This is a genomic window from Halorubrum sp. SD690R (assembly GCF_005435035.1).
Taxonomy (GTDB): Archaea; Halobacteriota; Halobacteria; order Halobacteriales; family Haloferacaceae; genus Halorubrum; species Halorubrum ezzemoulense.
Window position 1 is genome coordinate 42,010 of the sequence record NZ_SGTV01000012.1, and the last position, 14,846, is coordinate 56,855.

Here is a 14,846-nt window from a genome sequence, read left to right on the forward strand (position 1 = left end):
ATGTCAGAGGAGATAGTGTTCGTCTGTACGGCGGACGGCTGTGACGAGGGCCCGTGGGAGGGCTCGCACGACGCGATGGCACACTGCTCCGAGCATCCCGACCACGGGTACACCGGGATGCCGCGGTCCGAGATCGACCCGTCCCGCGAGGTCATCCCCGCGACGGCGACGCGGAAGCGCGACAACCGGAACCTCCAGCACAAGGGCCACCCGAAGGGCGCGTACGCGCAGAACGACTGACGGGTCCCGACGGGCGAGTCGCGGCTCCCGCGTCCCCCTCGGACTCCGGAGCCGGCTCCCGCTTCCGGCCGTGCGGCGCACCGAGCGCGCACCGTTCTGAGCCGAACGGCTTCACTTCACCCCGGTCCGGGCGCGGTCGCGTTCTCCGTCCGTCGATCCGACGCCGTTTATCAACGGTCCGGACGTACGATCCGGCATGGTCTCGGAGATCTTCGATCCCGACGCGTGGGAGCCCGTCACCGATGAGTTCGACGACATCACCTATCACCGCGCCGTCGACGTCCCCGCGGTCCGGATCGCCTTCGACCGCCCCGCGGTCCGCAACGCATTCCGGCCGGGCACGGTCGACGAGTTGTACGCGGCGCTCGACCACGCGCGCAAGCAGGCCGAGGTCGGCTGCGTCCTCCTCACCGGCAACGGCCCGTCCGAGAAGGACGGCGGCTGGGCGTTCTGCTCGGGCGGCGACCAGTCCGTCCGGGGCGGCTCCGGCTACGAGTACCGCGACGACGACGAGGCGGGCGACGACGACGACGACCTCGTCCGCGAGGCGCGGGCGGGGCGGCTCCACATCCTCGAAGTCCAGCGCTTGATCCGGTTCATGCCGAAGCCCGTCGTCGCGGTCGTCCCCGGCTGGGCGGTCGGCGGCGGTCATTCGCTCCATGTCGTCTGTGACATGACGCTCGCCAGCGAGGAGCACGGGCAGTTCCTCCAGACCGACCCCGACGTGGGCTCGTTCGACGGCGGGTTCGGCTCCGCCTACCTCGCGAAGCAGATCGGCCAGAAGAAGGCCCGCGAGGTGTTCTTCCGCGGGAAGACCTACTCAGCCGAGGAGGCGGCGGACATAGGCATGGTCAACGAGGTCGTCCCGCACGAGGACTTGGAAGAGGTGGCCCTAGAGTGGGCCGACGAGATGACTCGGAAGTCGCCGACGGCGATGCGGATGCTGAAGTACGCGTTCAACATGGCCGACGACGGGATGGTCGGCCAGCAGGTGTTCGCAGGCGAGGCGACGCGGCTCGCGTACATGACAGAGGAAGCCCAAGAGGGCCGCGACGCGTTCCTTGAGGGCCGGGAGCCGCGGTTCCGCGAGTACCCCTGGCACTACTGAGCGGCGGCGGCCGCGCCGCGCGGGGCCGAGGCCCGGTTCCGCGCCGCGCCCGGTTCCGCGCCCCGCGAAGACACCTACAAGTACGCCGACGCGGTACCCCAGTGTATGCTCGTCGAGGAGGTGATGACGACGGACCTCGTGACCTGCGGGGCCGACGCCGCGGTCCGAGACGCCACGGAGCGGATGCTCCGCAACCGGGTCGGCAGCGTCGTCGTCACCGACGACGGGACGCCGGCCGGGATCCTGACGGAGAGCGACGTGCTCCGCGCCGGCTACGCGACCGACGACCCGCTGTCGGCGATTCCGGTCCGGAAGGCGGCGAGCGCTCCCCTCGTCACGGTCCGACCGAGCGCGACGCTCCGGACGGCGACGAAGCGGATGCGGTCGGAGGGCGTCAAGAAGCTCGTCGTCGTCGACGGGACGACGCCGGAGGGGATCGTCACCACGCAGGACATCGTCGACAACTACGCGGGGATCCGGAAGGAGGTCCACGACCTCGCGACGGACGCGACCGGGTGGTCGGAGCGTTCCGACCGGCTCGACGAGTGAGGCGGGCGGCTCGACCCGCGCGCAGAGGGCGACGGCCGACGGTGCCCGCGTCCCGTCGGCACTATCCCGGGGAACATGTTCGCACTCTGTCTTACCCGAGGCGGCGGCGTACGCCGACACATGACTCAGACCAGCGAACTGGCGGAGTCGCCTCCGACAGCGACGGACGGCACGGACCCGGAGGATGCGCCGACCGCCGCGACCGAGGCGGAGACGACGGTCACCGTCCGGTGTACCGGCCACGTCCGCACGGAGCTCGACGAGCACGAGTTCGAGTACGCGTTCGAGGGCGACACGCTCCGGGCGTTCCTCGACGAGTTGTTCGAGGAGTATCCGCAGCTCCAGGAGACGCTCATCGCGGAGACCGAGGCGGACGCGACTCACAGCGGTTGGGCGCCGGCGCCGGACGAGCCGCCGGGGACGTGGACGAAGAACCCGGTCGGCGAGCAGACGACGACGTACGCCCGGATCCTCGTGAACGGCCACTTCAACGAGAACGAGAACGGGTTCGACACGGAGCTCGAGGCGGGCGACCGCGTCGCCCTGGTCTACCCGTTCGTGTTCTGCTGTTAGCGCGACCGCCCCACTCCGCCCCGCCGTTGCCGCCGGCGTCGCCCGCCGCGGTCGCGAGCACGGGGCCGCGCGTGCGACTCCCTCCGAATCCGGCACCCGATGGCGGCGCGCCGATCCGCTGACCGAGCGGCGAGAGCAGTCGTCGAACGCAGAGACGGCTCTCGGCGACCGCTACACGGCGGGCGCGGCGGTGTCCGATCCCCCGACGGACCGCGCGCCGCCGTCGGCCCGCGCCAGTCGCAGGCAGACGACGCTGCCCTCGGGATCGTTCTCCTCGAAGCGGACCTCTCCGCCCGAGCGCGCCACGATCCAGCTGACGAGCCAGAGGCCGAGCCCGCTCGTGTGTTCGAGGTCCGTCTCGTAGCCGCGCTTCAACACCTCGATCTCGCTCTCGGCGATCCCCGGCCCGTTGTCGGCGACTCGCAGTTCGACGTAGTCGGTCCCATTCCGCGAGACGGGCTCGGTCTCGACGCGGACGCGCGGCGTCTCCTTGTCGTTGTGTTCGACCGCGTTCTCGATGACGTTCGCCAGCGCCGAGTCGATCAGCCGGTGCGCGACGACGGGCACCGTCGGCGGCAGCGAGACGTCGATCTCCGCCGACGGATTGTCGCGCCGGACTCGCTCGCAGCACGCCTCGACGGTGGGGGTGAGCTCCTGTGACTCTCGGTCGACTTCCTCCGTGGTCAGGATCTGCTCGACGCTCCGGGCCTGTTTCCCCAGTTTCACCAGATCGGTCGCCTGTTGTCGGATCGTGTCGGCCTTCTCGTCGGTGTCGACCGACTCCTCGGTCAGGAGACTCGCGTTCCCCTGAATGACGTTGGCGTTGGTACGGATGTCGTGACGGAGGACGCGGTTGAGGACGGTTAGCTGCCGAGTGAGCCGAGTCGCTCTCTCCTCCGCTCTCCGCTGCCGGATGTCGTACACGCCGACGATGAATCCGAGGAGGGCTCCGCCCGACGCGGCGTTGACGACGACGAACGCCTGCTCGTCCATCACCACGCCGTACTGCTGCTGATACAGTATCACGAGGACCCCACCGACGGCCAGGACGGCGGCTCCGACCGCGGACCAACTCCCGACTCTGAGCGCGTACTCGCCGTCCGTGTCCCGCCTCCACAGCCAGACGCCGCCGCCTACGACGCCGGCGGCGAAGAGCATGGGAGCGACGATACCCAACAGGAACGTCGCGGCGCTCTCTTCCTCGCCGATCGCGTGCCACACGTGCGTCGCGAACAACCCCCCGCCGATCCCGACGAGTAACGGCACGCCGGCGTGTTCCCGGACGGTGGGCGGAACTTCCATGTCCCCTGCTCCGACCGCCCTCACAAAACTGTACGGGAGAGATTATCGCATCTGATAGCCTTAGGCTCGGGCGACCGCTTCCGGTCCTCCGAGGTCGGTCGTTCGGGCCGTGACGCGGATCCCACCAGTATCGACATTCGGAATCGGGAGCGGAGATCTGCTCGCCGAGCAGGTGGACGGTGCCAGTTAATTCGCGGGCCGCTCGCGAAGTGCTCGCCCCAGGAGTGCGGGGGAAGGGATTCGAACTCCAGTCGCTCCCGTTCGCTCGCCGCGTCGCGGCTCGCTCACCTCCCGCTCCCTAGTTCGAACCGTTCCTTGTCTCCACCCGCGGCTCGCGAAGTGCTCGCCGCAGGAGTGCGGGGGAAGGGATTCGAACCCTCGAACCTCTACAGGAGCGGATCTTAAGTCCGCCGCTTTTGGCCAGGCTCAGCCACCCCCGCGCGGATTCGGCTACCGGCGGCGGGGTGAAACCCCTTTCGGAAGCCCGGGCCCTACCAGTCGACCGAGAGCGTCCCGTCGCCGTGCGGGTCCGGCGCGATCTCCTCGTCGGTCCGCCGGTCGACGACGTGGATCACACCCGCGTCCTTCTTCGCGGGACACGCCTCTGCCGCGCTGACGTTCTCGGCTAGGTCCTCCTCGCCGATGTAGTACGCCTCCGGCTTCGCCATCCCGCTCGCCACGTCCATCACCCAGTTGTCCGCGACCTCGGCACACTTCCCCGCCCCGAAGCACTTGTTCGCCTCGAAGACGATCTTGTACGGCTTCTCCTCGATCGGCGGCCCCTCGCCGCCGATGTCGCTGGCGCGGAGCACCTCGTCGCCGCCGTCGGTCTCGGCCTCGTCGCTCATGTCGCCTCCTCGGCGGCCGCGGGCCTTTCGTCTGTCGGTCGTTCCCGGTCGGTCGGGACGGGCGGACCGGACGAGTGGGTCACTCCTCGACGTGGTCCGCGAGCAGCCGCTCGGCGTGGTCGGGCGAGTCGGCGAGCTCCCACCGAACCGTCGCGGCGTCGCCGTACGCGAGCGCCTCCTTCAGCTCGTCGCGGAGGACGCCCGTGCCGAACCCGACCGTGTCGCCGTCGGCATCGCCGAGTTCGTAGAGTGCGTAGCGATCGGGCGCGCTCCCGACGGTCGAGCGGTCGAGTTCGCGCCAGGGTTTCGCGAGGCTCATCAGAAGGATCCCGTCGGCGTCGGGGTCACCGGTGCGCGTCGAGCCCGTCCTCCGGGCCCTCGACGATCTCGTAGCTCCCCTCGGTCCAACCGTCCTCGACGAAGACGAACACGCGCCCGCCGGCGACCTCGGGATCGGCGACGACCTCGTTGCGCTTACCGTCCCGACCGACGATCACGCCGGGGAACACCTCGTCGCGATCGCCGTCCTCGACGATGACGCGACCGACGCCGGACTCCTCGAGGATCTCGTCGTCGGTCTTGTAATCGTTCACGTACGTCATCACGCCCTCCGTCTCCGTCGGGTCGGTGACGAGCACGTGCGTCTCCTTGCCGGGACCGGCGGTGACCGACCCCTCGGCGGAGTCGGGGGCGCCCCGGTAGAGGGTTGTTCGGCCGTCGAGGTACTCGACGACGACGCCCTCCTCGCGGAGGTCGACGCCGATCGAGGTCGGCGGCACGTCGCTGCGTGATGGCGCGGACATACGCGACGCTCGGGGTGCCGGCCTCAAAAGGGACGCGCTCGGCCCTCGGCCCCAACGCGTCGCTCGGCTGCCGGTCGGACCGCCGGACTGCGGGCGCGCCCTCAACAGCGAGAATCGGCGTACCACATTTAAGTTCCTGCCGCGGGGAGTGCGTGTCATGCAACGGACGCGACGGGCGCTCTTAGGCGTCGGCGCCGCCCTCGTCGGGACCGCCGGGTGCCTCGGCGTCGAGGGCGTCGAGTATCCCGACGCGCCCGAGGCCGCCGACGCGCCGGGCGACGGGGGAGACGGGGGCGACGCCGACGACCCGCCAGAGGACCCCCCCTCCGACGACCCGGCGGACGCCGACGGCGACCCGCCGGTGACGAACGCCGCGCTCGCTGACGCGACGCGCGAGGTCGTCGACGACGCGGTGTGGTTCGCGACCGAGTACCCGGACGCGGTCGCGACCTACCGCGACGCTGTCGCCGAGGCGGTCTCGACGGTCCGGTCGGTCCGGGCGACCGTCGACGAGGAGGCGGCGATCGCGACCGAACAGGTCGACGCGGTCGCCGCCGCGGGGGAGACCGCGGCGTCCCGCGCGGCCGAGGCCCTCGAACCGCACTTCTCGCCCGGGTCCCGGATCCGTGACCGAGTCGACCGCCACGTCGAGGTCTTACGCGAGTTCGCGCCCCGCGGCGACGTGGACCGCGCCCTCGAAGAACTCGACCGGTTGCGCACCGGGCTGGCGGGCATGGGAACCTCCCTCTACGTCGAGGAACAGTTCTCGCGGAACCCGATCCACAACCGCCTGTTCCGGAGGCTGCTGGCGCCGCTCCCGCCGGACAATCCCGAACGGGGTCGCGTCACGACCGGGACGCTCGTCGAACTCGCCGTCGCGAGCCGCGGCTTCTCGACGTTCGCGCACCGGCCGTACGACCGAGATGAGATCGACCGCGACCGCGTCCCGCGCATCTACGGAGACGCCCTTAGTGCCGATCGCCGGCGCGAACTGCGTGCCCGCCTCGGCCCGATTCCGCGGCCCGCCGACCGCGTCGAGGAGCTGTTCTTCTCGTTCGCCCGCCGCCCGCCAGCGGGGAATCGGCCCGAAGAGACGTTCCGCGGTTGGGCCCGCGAACTGGACGGGGTCCCGGTGTACGTCCAGCGGTACCCGGACGCGGAGACCGCCGACGTGCGGCTCTCGACCGCCCTCGACGAGGGCGCCACGGAGGGGCGCGCGCCGATCGACCCGGAGGTGACGCTCGCCGGTTCCGACTTCAGCGGGAACAGTTCGGCGACCGGGGACGGCTCGGCGACCGAGAACGGCTCGGCGACCGAGAACGGCACGGCCGCCGCCGGGGGAATTGGGGACGACGGCGGCCCGACCCCCTGGTACCGCTTCTATCACCGCGAGGCGGAGGGAGAGCGGTACGGCTTCGACGAGCACGCCGGCGTCCAGTACGGCTACCTCGTCCGAGCGGGCGAGTTCCTACTCGCCACCGGCTTCTCCGGCGACGCGTGGGAGGAGCGGACGGGCTGGCACGGCCGACTACGGCACGGGTGGGTGACCGGCGCGTGAACGCGAACGAGATCGGCCTCGTGGCCGCGGCGTTCGCCCTCGTCGGCGCCGGCGCCGGCATCGTCGGCGCGGCCGCGACGGGCTGGGCGGAGACGGCGCTGGCGACCGCCGCGACCGGCGAGACCGCGCGCTTCGGACCCGTGTTCGTCGCCCAGTCGTACCTCGCCGTGACCGCGGCGGTCCTCGTCGGCGCGGTCCCGCTGGCCGGCGTCCTCGGCGTCCTCGTCGGGTCCCGTGCCCGCGGCGTCACCGCCGCGGCTGTGACATGCGGGCTCGGGACGGGACTCGGCGCGCTGGCGTACGGCCTGGTCGCGGTCACCATGATCGTCGTCTCGCAGGGCGACGCCGCCGCGCAGGCGCACGGGCTGGCGGACGCGTTCGTGCCGACGGTCGCGACGGCGTTCGTCGCCGCGGCCGTCGGCGCGTCGACCGGGGTCCTCGGGACGGTGATGCGATGACCCGTTCCGCGGACGGGGCGGACGGCCGGGACGCCGACCGACCCGTCCGGCGAGCGTCGCGGCGGGGCGTCGTCGCGGTCGGCGTCGCCGGGCTGCTCGCCGGCTGTCTGGTGACCTCGGAGGAGGGCGGCTCGACCCCTCGGCAGACCGAGAACGGGACGACCGGCGGCTCGGACGCGAACGACGGAGGCGGGTCCGACGGCGACGAGACCGGATCCGACGGCGACGGAGGTGGGTCCGACGGCGGCGCCGAGGAAGCGACGCCCGACGAGGTCAACCCCGACGGGTCAGGGCTCGTCGTCACCGACGCGACGGTCCGCAACGTGACGCAGGGCGGCGGCTGGACGCGGGTCAGGGCCCGCTTGACCGTCGAGAACGCGGGGCGATTCGAGTACGGAACGATCGAGTTCCGGGCCGACGCGTACGCCGTCCCGCGGGGCTCAGACGAGCGCGAGGCGGTCGGGTTCGCGTCCGTCACGCGACGCTTCCCCCGCGACGACCGGTTCGACGGGACGAGATCGCGGTCGTTCGAGGTGACGATCCGGTTCGAGACCGGCGGGACGCCCGTCCGACCCGACGCCGAGCGGTACGCGGTCGACGCGGCCGTCAGGCGCGCGGAACCGCTCTGATACCCCGGAACCGGTGCGGCCGGCCTCCCTGACAGAGAGACTCGCCGTGATCGCTACCTCTTTGTCCGCGCTCGCGAGCCGTGAACCCATGGAAGGACGGGCGGCGGCGCTCGGCGCCGGGACCGTGTTGAACGCGCTCGCGACCGGCACGGGCGCCGCCTTCGGCATCGACGTCGAGACGCGCGCGACGGTCGACCTCGATCCCGCAGCCGACGGCGTCGCGGGCGAAATCGCCGAGGACCCCGACGCCGACACCGACCTGATCGAGCGCTGCGTGAGCCTCGCGACCGACCGCTGGGGCGACGGCGAGGGCGGCACCGTCCGGACCGACAGCGACGTGCCGCTTGCGGCGGGGCTGAAAAGCTCCAGCGCGGCCGCCAACGCGACCGTCCTCGCGACCTGCGACGCGCTCGGGCTCGTGGTCGGCGACGGCGGCCGCGCAAGTGACGACGCGGTCGGCGACGACCCGGACGATCCCGCGGTCGACGTGACCCGCCTGGAGGCCTGTCGACTTGGCGTGCGAGCGGCCCGCGAGGTCGGCGTCACGGTCACCGGCGCGTTCGACGACGCGACCGCGTCGATGCTCGGCGGCGTCACCGTCACCGACAACGACGCCGACGAACTCCGCGCCCGCGAGACAGTCGACTGGGACGTTCTCGTCTGGACGCCGCCCGAGCGCGCCTACAGCGCGGACGCCGACGTGGCGCGCTGCGAGGCCGTCGCGCCCATGGCTGACCTCGTCACCGACCTCGTGTTCGACGGCCGGTACGGCGAGGCGATGACGGTGAACGGGCTGGCGTTCTCCGCCGCGCTCGGCTTCGACGCCGACCCCGCGGTCGAGGCGATGCCGCACGCGACCGCGGTGTCGCTGTCGGGGACCGGCCCGAGCGTCGTCGCCGTCGCGGACCCCGCCGATCCCGAGACCGACCTCGACGCGGTCGCCGACGCCTGGGCCGACCGTCCCGGAACGCTGCGGCGAACGACGACGAGAGCCGACGGCGCGACCGTCGAGTGAGCGCCCGCGACAGATCACTGACCCTACTACCAATGAGCGACACACCCAACGCGGAGGACCGGAGCCTCGACGAACTGCGACACGAGATAGAGGACATCGACCGCGAGATAGTCGAGCTGATCGCCCGCCGGACGTACGTCGCCGACACCGTCGCGGCAGTGAAGGAGGAGCGCGACCTCCCGACCACCGACGAGGGGCAGGAGGAGCGCGTGATGGAGCGCGCCGGGGAGAACGCCGAGCGCTTCGACGTGGACGCGAACCTCGTGAAGGCGATCTTCCGGCTGTTGATCGAATTGAACAAGGTCGAACAGCGGGAGAGTCGGTAGGGATCGATCAGGCCGAGGCTATACCTGAGCGCCTCGTCGACTTCGTTCGTTCGAGATTCCGGGACGGAACCACTGCTGTTGGTAATGCGGTGTTCGATAGACACCGTGCGAATTTGACTACAGAGCGCGACCGAATCCTCCCGAAGCGGCGACTCCGCGGCCGGAATACGCACCTCGAAGGGACACAGTTCGTCTCCCCGCGATGTCGTGATCGGAACGACGATGATCGTCGGGTCGTTCTCGTTCCCGATATCGTTCTGGACGACTACGCAGGGCCGTGTCCCTCTCTGCTCCGAGCCCTCCGTCGGATCGAACTCGACGATGACGACATCGCCGCGGCGAACGTTCATCGATTACCACTCGGGAACCTCGTCCCGGTCAGTCGGGGCCGTCCCGAATCAGCATCACCTTCACTCGACGGACGGCGTCGAAGTCGCGGATCCGGTACGTGAGCTGTCGGACGCGCTCGGCGTCGCCGCGGCAGAACAGCGACTCCAGACACCACTCGCCCTGGTGGGTGTGACTCGTGTTGAGGATCACGTCCTGATACTCGTGTTGCGCGCCGTGGAGCTCCCGGATGACCTCGTGGTGGCGGTAGTCGAAGCCGACGAGCGCGACCACCTCGCCGGTCGTGTCTTCGAGCCGCGAGTGCGACTCCACGAACTCGCGCATCGCCTCGCGGACAGCCCGCGACCGGTTCTCGATCCCCTCCTCCCGCCACGTCCGATCGAACTCGTCGACGAGGTCGTCCGGGACGTTGAAGCTCGTTCGCATTGTGCCGTCGTGGATCCCGCGAGTACAAGAGGTTCGTTATGACGATTCACCCGGTTCGGTACTAACAACCGCTAAACCCCGCCCGCTCGGAGCGCCGCGTATGCTCTCAAGTGAACTGTTCGGGCCGCTCGCGGGCGCGGTCCTCCTCGGCGCGGTCCACGGCGTCGAACCGGGCCACGGCTGGCCGGTCGCCGCCTCCTACGCCCTCGACCAGACCAACAAGTGGCTGTACGGGTTCGCGGCGAGCGCCATCATCGGCCTCGGCCACCTCGTGAGCAGCATCGCGATGGTCGTCGTCTTCTTCTACGCGAAGAGCTACTTCGATCTCACGCAGGTCAACGAGCCGATCACGGTGCTCGGCGGCGTCCAGATCGGTGGGCCGGTTAGCCTCGTTGCCGGCGCGCTGCTGATCGGGCTCGGCGTCCGCGAGTACGTCCACGGGCACTCTCACGGCTCTCTTGAGGCGTCGGACGATCACGACGCTCACGCCCACGGCCACGATCGCGACCACAGCCACGACCACGACCACAGCCACGACCACGATGACGACGACGGACGCCTCGCTCGATTGAAGCGGCTTCTCCCGTTCGTCGGCGGCCACTCGCACGGCGGCTTCGACGAGGGGGCCGACCGCGGCCTGCTCGGAATCGCGTGGTTCGCGTTCGTCCTCGGGTTCGCCCACGAGGAGGAGTTCGAGATCATCGCGCTCTGTGCCGGGTCGAACTACTGTCTCGAACTGATGAGCGCCTACGCGCTCACCGTCATCGCGGGTATCGTCGGACTCACGTTGCTGCTGATCGCCGGCTACCACCGCTCTCGGGAGCGCGTCGAGCGGTACACCCCGTACCTGCCCGCGTTCTCCGCGGCGGTCCTCGTCGTCATGGGCGTCGGGTTCATCGCCGGGCTGTTCTGACCCGTCGTCGCGCGCGACCACCGTCCGGCGGGGACGCCCCCGTCGGCCGATCGCTTTTTATCCGGCCCGTCGAACTCGCGGTATGACACGCGTCGCCGAACTCCTCGCGTATCCCCTGAAGTCCTGTGACGGCGTCGCCGTCGACCGCGCCGCGATCGGCCCCGAGGGCGCGCTCCGCGGCGACCGCACGTACGCGCTCGTCGAAGCCGGCGTCGACCCGGAGCGCGCCTCCGTCAGCGGTGGCGGCGGCTACGTCAACGGGAAGAGCGAGCCGGCGATCCACGGGCTCAGCGCCGAGTACGAACTCGCCGGCCCGCCCGACGCCACGCCGACGGCCGTGACGCTCTCGCGACCGGCGACGGAACGCGCCCCGGCCGACGAGCGCACCTTCGCGCTCCCCGACGAAGGCGACGCGCTGGCCGACTGGGTCGGCGAGTACCTCGGGTACGCGGTCGACCTCGTGCGAGACGACGCGGGCGGCTTCCCCGACGACCGCGCCGCGCGCGGGCCGACGGTGGTTTCGCGGGCGACGCTGGCGACCATCGCCTCGTGGTTCGAGGACGTGGCGGACGCGACGGAGATGCGCCGGCGGCTCCGCCCGAACGTCGTGTTGGACGACTGCCCGGCGTTCTTCGAGGACCGGCTGTTCGCCGACCACGGGGAGGGCGTCCGCGTCGCGGTCGGCGACACGGCGCTGATCGGCGTCAACCCGTGTCAGCGCTGCGTCGTCCCCTCTCGCGACCCGGACACGGGGGCCGAGATCGACGGGTTCCGCGAGCGGTTCGTCCGGAAGCGCCGCGAGACGCTGCCCGAGTGGACCGCGAGCGACCGCTTCGACCACGACTTCCGGCTGATGGTCAACACCGTCGTCGAGGAGCGATCGTGGGGCGACGTCCTCTCCGTCGGCGACGAGGTCACCGTCGACGGCGTCGTGACCGTCGACGAGAGCGGGACGCCCGTCGCGGGCGCGGACGCGGCGGAGTGACTCTCCGGAAGCGACGCACGAACGGTAAAAGGCGAGCGGGCGGGTCAGCGAGCGGAATCGGAAACGGCCGAGAGCGGGATCAGCGCGCGATCGTAAAAGTGACGACCGCCGTGACGCGTCAGCGCCCGCCGTCGGTCATCGCGACCGGTTCGTCCGCGTCGGCGTCGGCCGGCTCCGCGGCGGACTCGCCGCGCGACGCGGGATCGACCGCGGTGTCCGCGACGCCGAACTGCGTCCAGAAGGTCGCGACGACGACCGCGTACGCGACCAGGTCGTAGTGGACCGCGCCCTCCAGCCCGGTGAACGCGGTGAGCGTGCTGTAGCCGTAGAGGGCGGCGACCCCCCCGACGAACGCGACCTCGTTGGTGAACTCACCGTCGCGCACCGCCGCGGCCGCGCGACGGATCGTCGGGCCGCAGGCGACGAGGAACGCGAGCCCCGAGAGCGCGCCGAGGTTGATGAAGAAGTGCGTCGTCATCTGCGAGTCGAGGATCGACTGAAGGTACTGGACGGTCACCGGGTCGTAGAACAGCCACTCGACCCGGGTCGGGTACAGCACCGCGATGTATGGCGTCGCGACCATCAGGCCGAACAGGGTCGCGACCGCGACGCGCGCCGACGCGAACTGCGAGGCGCGCCGGGACTCGAACGCCTCGTCGCCGGGCGCGACGACGAGGCCGCAGGATTCGAGCACCCCGCGGAGCGCGTCCCGCGAGAGCGACGGGTCGTGGTGGACGCCGACGGTCCCGTTGCGCCGCGTTGCCGAGGCGGCGCTGACGCCGTCGACGTCGCGCAGGACCGCCTCCAGTAACCCCTCGCGGCGGTCGGTCTCGATCCCCTCGACAGAGAACGTGTCGTGGGTGTGGCTCTCCGGCACGCGGGCGACTCGCGGCCCCGAACCGCCGGCGTCGCCCGGACACGTCGAGTCCCCGGTCGGATCGGGCTTCCCCGCCCCGTCGGGCGCGTCGAGTCCCCGTTCGCGGACCACGGCGTCGAGCGGCGACTCGCCGCCGGGGTGGTTGCTGTCTCGCATGAGAGATACCTACGGGTACACGATTATGAAACTTCCCCCGAGCGCGCGCCGCGTCCGGCCCAAACTCCGCGTGCGGCGCTCAGGCGTTGACGGATTCGAGGTACGAGCTCACGATCATCTGTCCCTTGCGGGTGAGCGTGGTTCCGCTGTCGCCGTCGGCGACGAGGTCCTCCTCTCGGAGCGTGTCGAGGATCATCGACGTCTGGGCGACATCGCCGGTGACGACGTCCGCGATGTTCGCCTCGCCGCCCGCGGAGTAGATAGAGACGAGGATCTCCAGCTGCTCTTCGGTCGGGTCGAAGGACTCCAAGTCCTCCATCGCCTCGTCGTACTCGATCTTGATGTACCGGCCGAGGATGTTGAGCGCGCGCTCGTTCGGCACGGTCGTGATCGACGTGACCGTCTGGTCGTCGACGACGTGTTCGAAGACGAGCGCGGGGCGCTTCTTCCCGCCGAGGGTGCGGTCCGTCCGCTCGTAGTCGATCACCGAAGAGAGGTCGACCGTGAACGGGTCCGGACAGTTGTTGAACCGTATCTCGCCCGGCGACACCGACACCGAGGCGCGGTGGTCGGTCGCGTCCGTGACGCGGCCGCCGACCTTCGCTGGGTGTCGCACCGTCACGGTGACGTTCCGCAACAGGGACGTGAACAGCAGCCTGACGAACTTATCCATGTCGTCGGGTTCGCCTTCCACGAGCGCCGAGCGCCGCGACCCGTCGCGCTCGTACGCGACGGTGACGCTGTCGTTGAAGAACGAGCGCAGGTCGCCGGGGACGCTCCCGACGACGACGTCGAACACCCGCGAGAGGGGGATTGTCTCCTTGCCGTCGTCGGTCGCGAGGACCAGCCGTCGCTGGCTCAACAGGACGCGACCGGTCGCCGGCTCGTCGGCGGACAGGCTCGCCGCGTGAACGCGGCCCACGAAGTCGGCGACGACGGACTCCTCCATCGGTACGTTCTGCGCGTCGTACGCTATTTATTGTTACTCACCTCGTATCAGTCGCGATAACGCGCAGTCACGCGATCGGACGGAGGTCGCCGGCGGTGAGGAACCCGGCCGATCGACGACGCCCCGATCCCCGGACGAGGCGACGGAACGTGCCGAACTCGTTCGGCCGCGGAAGCGAACTCGTTCGGTCGTCGGGCTCTCGTCTCGGCGGCGGCGGACGGGGAACAGCAAAGCCTAATGAGGTGGGCACCAAACCGTCAGGTGATGCCCACAGTAGAATACCTCAACTACGAAGTGCTCGACGACCACGGCTGGTCGATGGACGACGATAATCTCTTCGAGGAGGCCGCAGACGCCGGCCTCGACGAAGAGGACTACGGCACCCTCGAAGTGAACCAGGGCGAATACATCCTCGAATCGGCCGAGGCGCAGGGCTACGACTGGCCCTTCTCGTGCCGCGCCGGCGCGTGCGCGAACTGCGCGTCCATCGTCAAGGAAGGTGACATCGAGATGGACATGCAGCAGATCCTCTCCGACGAGGAGGTCGAGGAGAAGAACGTCCGGCTCACCTGTATCGGGAGCCCGGCCACCGACGAGGTCAAGATCGTCTACAACGCGAAACACCTCGACTACCTGCAGAACCGCGTCATCTGATCGGGTTTCTCCTTCGGTAACGGCCGCTCTCACACGGGATCGCGGCGTACGCGGTCCTCGATTCTCTCGGAGCCGGGAGCGGCAGGTCTGCCGCCGTCGCTCGACTCGGACGGCGACCCCTCCGCGTTA

19 protein-coding genes, 1 tRNA gene and 1 pseudogene are annotated in these 14,846 nt (G+C 70.3%); 12 read left to right on the plus strand and 9 right to left on the minus strand.

Annotated features, from left to right (window positions below; genetic code table 11):
* The 4 genes from EXE41_RS09225 to EXE41_RS09240 all read left to right on the plus strand — a co-directional run bounded on the left by EXE41_RS09225 (window position 1) and on the right by EXE41_RS09240 (window position 2,470).
* A complete protein-coding gene (locus EXE41_RS09225; RefSeq protein WP_049931624.1) occupies window positions 1-240 on the plus strand; it encodes a hypothetical protein in 240 nt (79 codons plus the stop codon).
* A gap of 196 nt (window positions 241-436) precedes the next feature.
* Entirely contained in the window at window positions 437-1,348 is a 912-nt protein-coding gene (locus EXE41_RS09230) for a 1,4-dihydroxy-2-naphthoyl-CoA synthase (protein ID WP_137690809.1), read from the plus strand.
* A 105-nt stretch (window positions 1,349-1,453) separates the two neighbouring features.
* Window positions 1,454-1,897: a CBS domain-containing protein gene (locus EXE41_RS09235; protein WP_049931622.1), complete on the plus strand. Its 444-nt coding sequence runs from the start codon at window positions 1,454-1,456 to the stop codon at window positions 1,895-1,897.
* A gap of 120 nt (window positions 1,898-2,017) precedes the next feature.
* Window positions 2,018-2,470, plus strand: coding sequence for a MoaD/ThiS family protein (locus EXE41_RS09240; protein WP_137690810.1), 453 nt, complete (start codon window positions 2,018-2,020; stop codon window positions 2,468-2,470).
* Window positions 2,471-2,641: 171 nt separating this feature from the next.
* On the opposite strand, the gene EXE41_RS09245 is transcribed toward EXE41_RS09240, so the two are convergent.
* The 5 genes from EXE41_RS09245 to EXE41_RS09265 form a co-directional block, all read right to left on the minus strand.
* On the minus strand, window positions 2,642-3,772 hold the full coding sequence (locus EXE41_RS09245) for an ATP-binding protein (RefSeq protein WP_089308154.1): 1,131 nt from the start codon (window positions 3,770-3,772) through the stop codon (window positions 2,642-2,644).
* Window positions 3,773-4,127: 355 nt separating this feature from the next.
* A tRNA-Leu gene (locus EXE41_RS09250) sits at window positions 4,128-4,212 on the minus strand.
* A 51-nt stretch (window positions 4,213-4,263) separates the two neighbouring features.
* Window positions 4,264-4,620, minus strand: a complete 357-nt coding sequence (locus EXE41_RS09255; RefSeq protein WP_086215433.1) for a ferredoxin — start codon at window positions 4,618-4,620, stop codon at window positions 4,264-4,266.
* A 79-nt stretch (window positions 4,621-4,699) separates the two neighbouring features.
* Window positions 4,700-4,939: a hypothetical protein gene (locus EXE41_RS09260; RefSeq protein WP_049931617.1), complete on the minus strand. Its 240-nt coding sequence runs from the start codon at window positions 4,937-4,939 to the stop codon at window positions 4,700-4,702.
* A 25-nt stretch (window positions 4,940-4,964) separates the two neighbouring features.
* Complete coding sequence (locus EXE41_RS09265) at window positions 4,965-5,423, minus strand: DUF5796 family protein (RefSeq protein WP_049931616.1); 459 nt, start codon at window positions 5,421-5,423, stop codon at window positions 4,965-4,967.
* Between the two features lie 157 nt (window positions 5,424-5,580).
* Between EXE41_RS09265 and EXE41_RS09270 the strand changes: the two genes are divergently transcribed.
* The 5 genes from EXE41_RS09270 to EXE41_RS09290 all read left to right on the plus strand — a co-directional run bounded on the left by EXE41_RS09270 (window position 5,581) and on the right by EXE41_RS09290 (window position 9,409).
* Window positions 5,581-6,981: a hypothetical protein gene (locus EXE41_RS09270; RefSeq protein WP_137690811.1), complete on the plus strand. Its 1,401-nt coding sequence runs from the start codon at window positions 5,581-5,583 to the stop codon at window positions 6,979-6,981.
* On the plus strand, window positions 6,978-7,439 hold the full coding sequence (locus EXE41_RS09275; protein WP_137690812.1) for a hypothetical protein: 462 nt from the start codon (window positions 6,978-6,980) through the stop codon (window positions 7,437-7,439). The genes EXE41_RS09270 and EXE41_RS09275 overlap by 4 nt, the downstream gene beginning before the upstream one ends.
* Entirely contained in the window at window positions 7,436-8,068 is a 633-nt protein-coding gene (locus tag EXE41_RS09280; RefSeq protein ID WP_137690813.1) for a hypothetical protein, read from the plus strand. Before EXE41_RS09275 ends, EXE41_RS09280 begins: the two co-directional genes overlap by 4 nt.
* Before the next feature lie 88 nt (window positions 8,069-8,156).
* Window positions 8,157-9,083 (plus strand): shikimate kinase, encoded by a 927-nt coding sequence (locus tag EXE41_RS09285; RefSeq protein ID WP_137690814.1) that lies wholly within the window; start codon window positions 8,157-8,159, stop codon window positions 9,081-9,083.
* Window positions 9,084-9,115: 32 nt separating this feature from the next.
* Window positions 9,116-9,409 (plus strand): chorismate mutase, encoded by a 294-nt coding sequence (locus EXE41_RS09290; RefSeq protein WP_004596730.1) that lies wholly within the window; start codon window positions 9,116-9,118, stop codon window positions 9,407-9,409.
* 8 nt (window positions 9,410-9,417) lie between these two features.
* On the opposite strand, the pseudogene EXE41_RS09295 reads toward EXE41_RS09290, so the two are convergent.
* Together EXE41_RS09295 and EXE41_RS09300 are read right to left on the minus strand one after the other, a co-directional pair.
* A pseudogene (locus EXE41_RS09295) lies at window positions 9,418-9,759 on the minus strand (type II toxin-antitoxin system PemK/MazF family toxin); the annotation flags it as partial.
* Between the two features lie 28 nt (window positions 9,760-9,787).
* Window positions 9,788-10,183 carry a CopG family ribbon-helix-helix protein gene (locus EXE41_RS09300; RefSeq protein ID WP_137690815.1) on the minus strand — a complete coding sequence of 132 codons (396 nt, stop codon included), beginning with the start codon at window positions 10,181-10,183 and terminating at the stop codon, window positions 9,788-9,790.
* A gap of 100 nt (window positions 10,184-10,283) precedes the next feature.
* Between EXE41_RS09300 and EXE41_RS09305 the strand changes: the two genes are divergently transcribed.
* Together EXE41_RS09305 and EXE41_RS09310 are read left to right on the plus strand one after the other, a co-directional pair.
* Complete coding sequence (locus EXE41_RS09305) at window positions 10,284-11,096, plus strand: hypothetical protein (protein ID WP_049931608.1); 813 nt, start codon at window positions 10,284-10,286, stop codon at window positions 11,094-11,096.
* Window positions 11,097-11,178: 82 nt separating this feature from the next.
* Complete coding sequence (locus EXE41_RS09310; RefSeq protein WP_137690816.1) at window positions 11,179-12,081, plus strand: MOSC domain-containing protein; 903 nt, start codon at window positions 11,179-11,181, stop codon at window positions 12,079-12,081.
* A 118-nt stretch (window positions 12,082-12,199) separates the two neighbouring features.
* On the opposite strand, the gene EXE41_RS09315 is transcribed toward EXE41_RS09310, so the two are convergent.
* Window positions 12,200-13,114: a hypothetical protein gene (locus EXE41_RS09315; RefSeq protein WP_137690817.1), complete on the minus strand. Its 915-nt coding sequence runs from the start codon at window positions 13,112-13,114 to the stop codon at window positions 12,200-12,202.
* A gap of 79 nt (window positions 13,115-13,193) precedes the next feature.
* Window positions 13,194-14,063, minus strand: a complete 870-nt coding sequence (locus tag EXE41_RS09320) for a CheF family chemotaxis protein (protein WP_049931605.1) — start codon at window positions 14,061-14,063, stop codon at window positions 13,194-13,196.
* Window positions 14,064-14,327: 264 nt separating this feature from the next.
* On the opposite strand from EXE41_RS09320, the gene fer reads away from it, so the two are divergent.
* Window positions 14,328-14,717, plus strand: a complete 390-nt coding sequence (fer, locus tag EXE41_RS09325) for a ferredoxin Fer (protein WP_049931604.1) — start codon at window positions 14,328-14,330, stop codon at window positions 14,715-14,717.
* Window positions 14,718-14,846 lie beyond the last annotated feature (129 nt).

Excerpts from the sequence above, each read along its gene's own strand:
- EXE41_RS09225 (WP_049931624.1), top strand. The coding sequence starts at position 1 with ATGTCAGAGGAGATAGTGTTCGTCTGTACGGCGGACGGCTGTGACGAG.
- EXE41_RS09230 (WP_137690809.1), top strand. The coding sequence starts at position 437 with ATGGTCTCGGAGATCTTCGATCCCGACGCGTGGGAGCCCGTCACCGAT.
- EXE41_RS09235 (WP_049931622.1), top strand. The coding sequence starts at position 1,454 with ATGCTCGTCGAGGAGGTGATGACGACGGACCTCGTGACCTGCGGGGCC.
- EXE41_RS09240 (WP_137690810.1), top strand. The coding sequence starts at position 2,018 with ATGACTCAGACCAGCGAACTGGCGGAGTCGCCTCCGACAGCGACGGAC.
- EXE41_RS09245 (WP_089308154.1), bottom strand. The coding sequence starts at position 3,772 with ATGGAAGTTCCGCCCACCGTCCGGGAACACGCCGGCGTGCCGTTACTC.
- EXE41_RS09255 (WP_086215433.1), bottom strand. The coding sequence starts at position 4,620 with ATGAGCGACGAGGCCGAGACCGACGGCGGCGACGAGGTGCTCCGCGCC.
- EXE41_RS09260 (WP_049931617.1), bottom strand. The coding sequence starts at position 4,939 with ATGAGCCTCGCGAAACCCTGGCGCGAACTCGACCGCTCGACCGTCGGG.
- EXE41_RS09265 (WP_049931616.1), bottom strand. The coding sequence starts at position 5,423 with ATGTCCGCGCCATCACGCAGCGACGTGCCGCCGACCTCGATCGGCGTC.
- EXE41_RS09270 (WP_137690811.1), top strand. The coding sequence starts at position 5,581 with ATGCAACGGACGCGACGGGCGCTCTTAGGCGTCGGCGCCGCCCTCGTC.
- EXE41_RS09280 (WP_137690813.1), top strand. The coding sequence starts at position 7,436 with ATGACCCGTTCCGCGGACGGGGCGGACGGCCGGGACGCCGACCGACCC.
- EXE41_RS09285 (WP_137690814.1), top strand. The coding sequence starts at position 8,157 with ATGGAAGGACGGGCGGCGGCGCTCGGCGCCGGGACCGTGTTGAACGCG.
- EXE41_RS09290 (WP_004596730.1), top strand. The coding sequence starts at position 9,116 with ATGAGCGACACACCCAACGCGGAGGACCGGAGCCTCGACGAACTGCGA.
- EXE41_RS09300 (WP_137690815.1), bottom strand. The coding sequence starts at position 10,183 with ATGCGAACGAGCTTCAACGTCCCGGACGACCTCGTCGACGAGTTCGAT.
- EXE41_RS09305 (WP_049931608.1), top strand. The coding sequence starts at position 10,284 with ATGCTCTCAAGTGAACTGTTCGGGCCGCTCGCGGGCGCGGTCCTCCTC.
- EXE41_RS09310 (WP_137690816.1), top strand. The coding sequence starts at position 11,179 with ATGACACGCGTCGCCGAACTCCTCGCGTATCCCCTGAAGTCCTGTGAC.
- EXE41_RS09315 (WP_137690817.1), bottom strand. The coding sequence starts at position 13,114 with ATGCGAGACAGCAACCACCCCGGCGGCGAGTCGCCGCTCGACGCCGTG.
- EXE41_RS09320 (WP_049931605.1), bottom strand. The coding sequence starts at position 14,063 with ATGGAGGAGTCCGTCGTCGCCGACTTCGTGGGCCGCGTTCACGCGGCG.
- fer (WP_049931604.1), top strand. The coding sequence starts at position 14,328 with ATGCCCACAGTAGAATACCTCAACTACGAAGTGCTCGACGACCACGGC.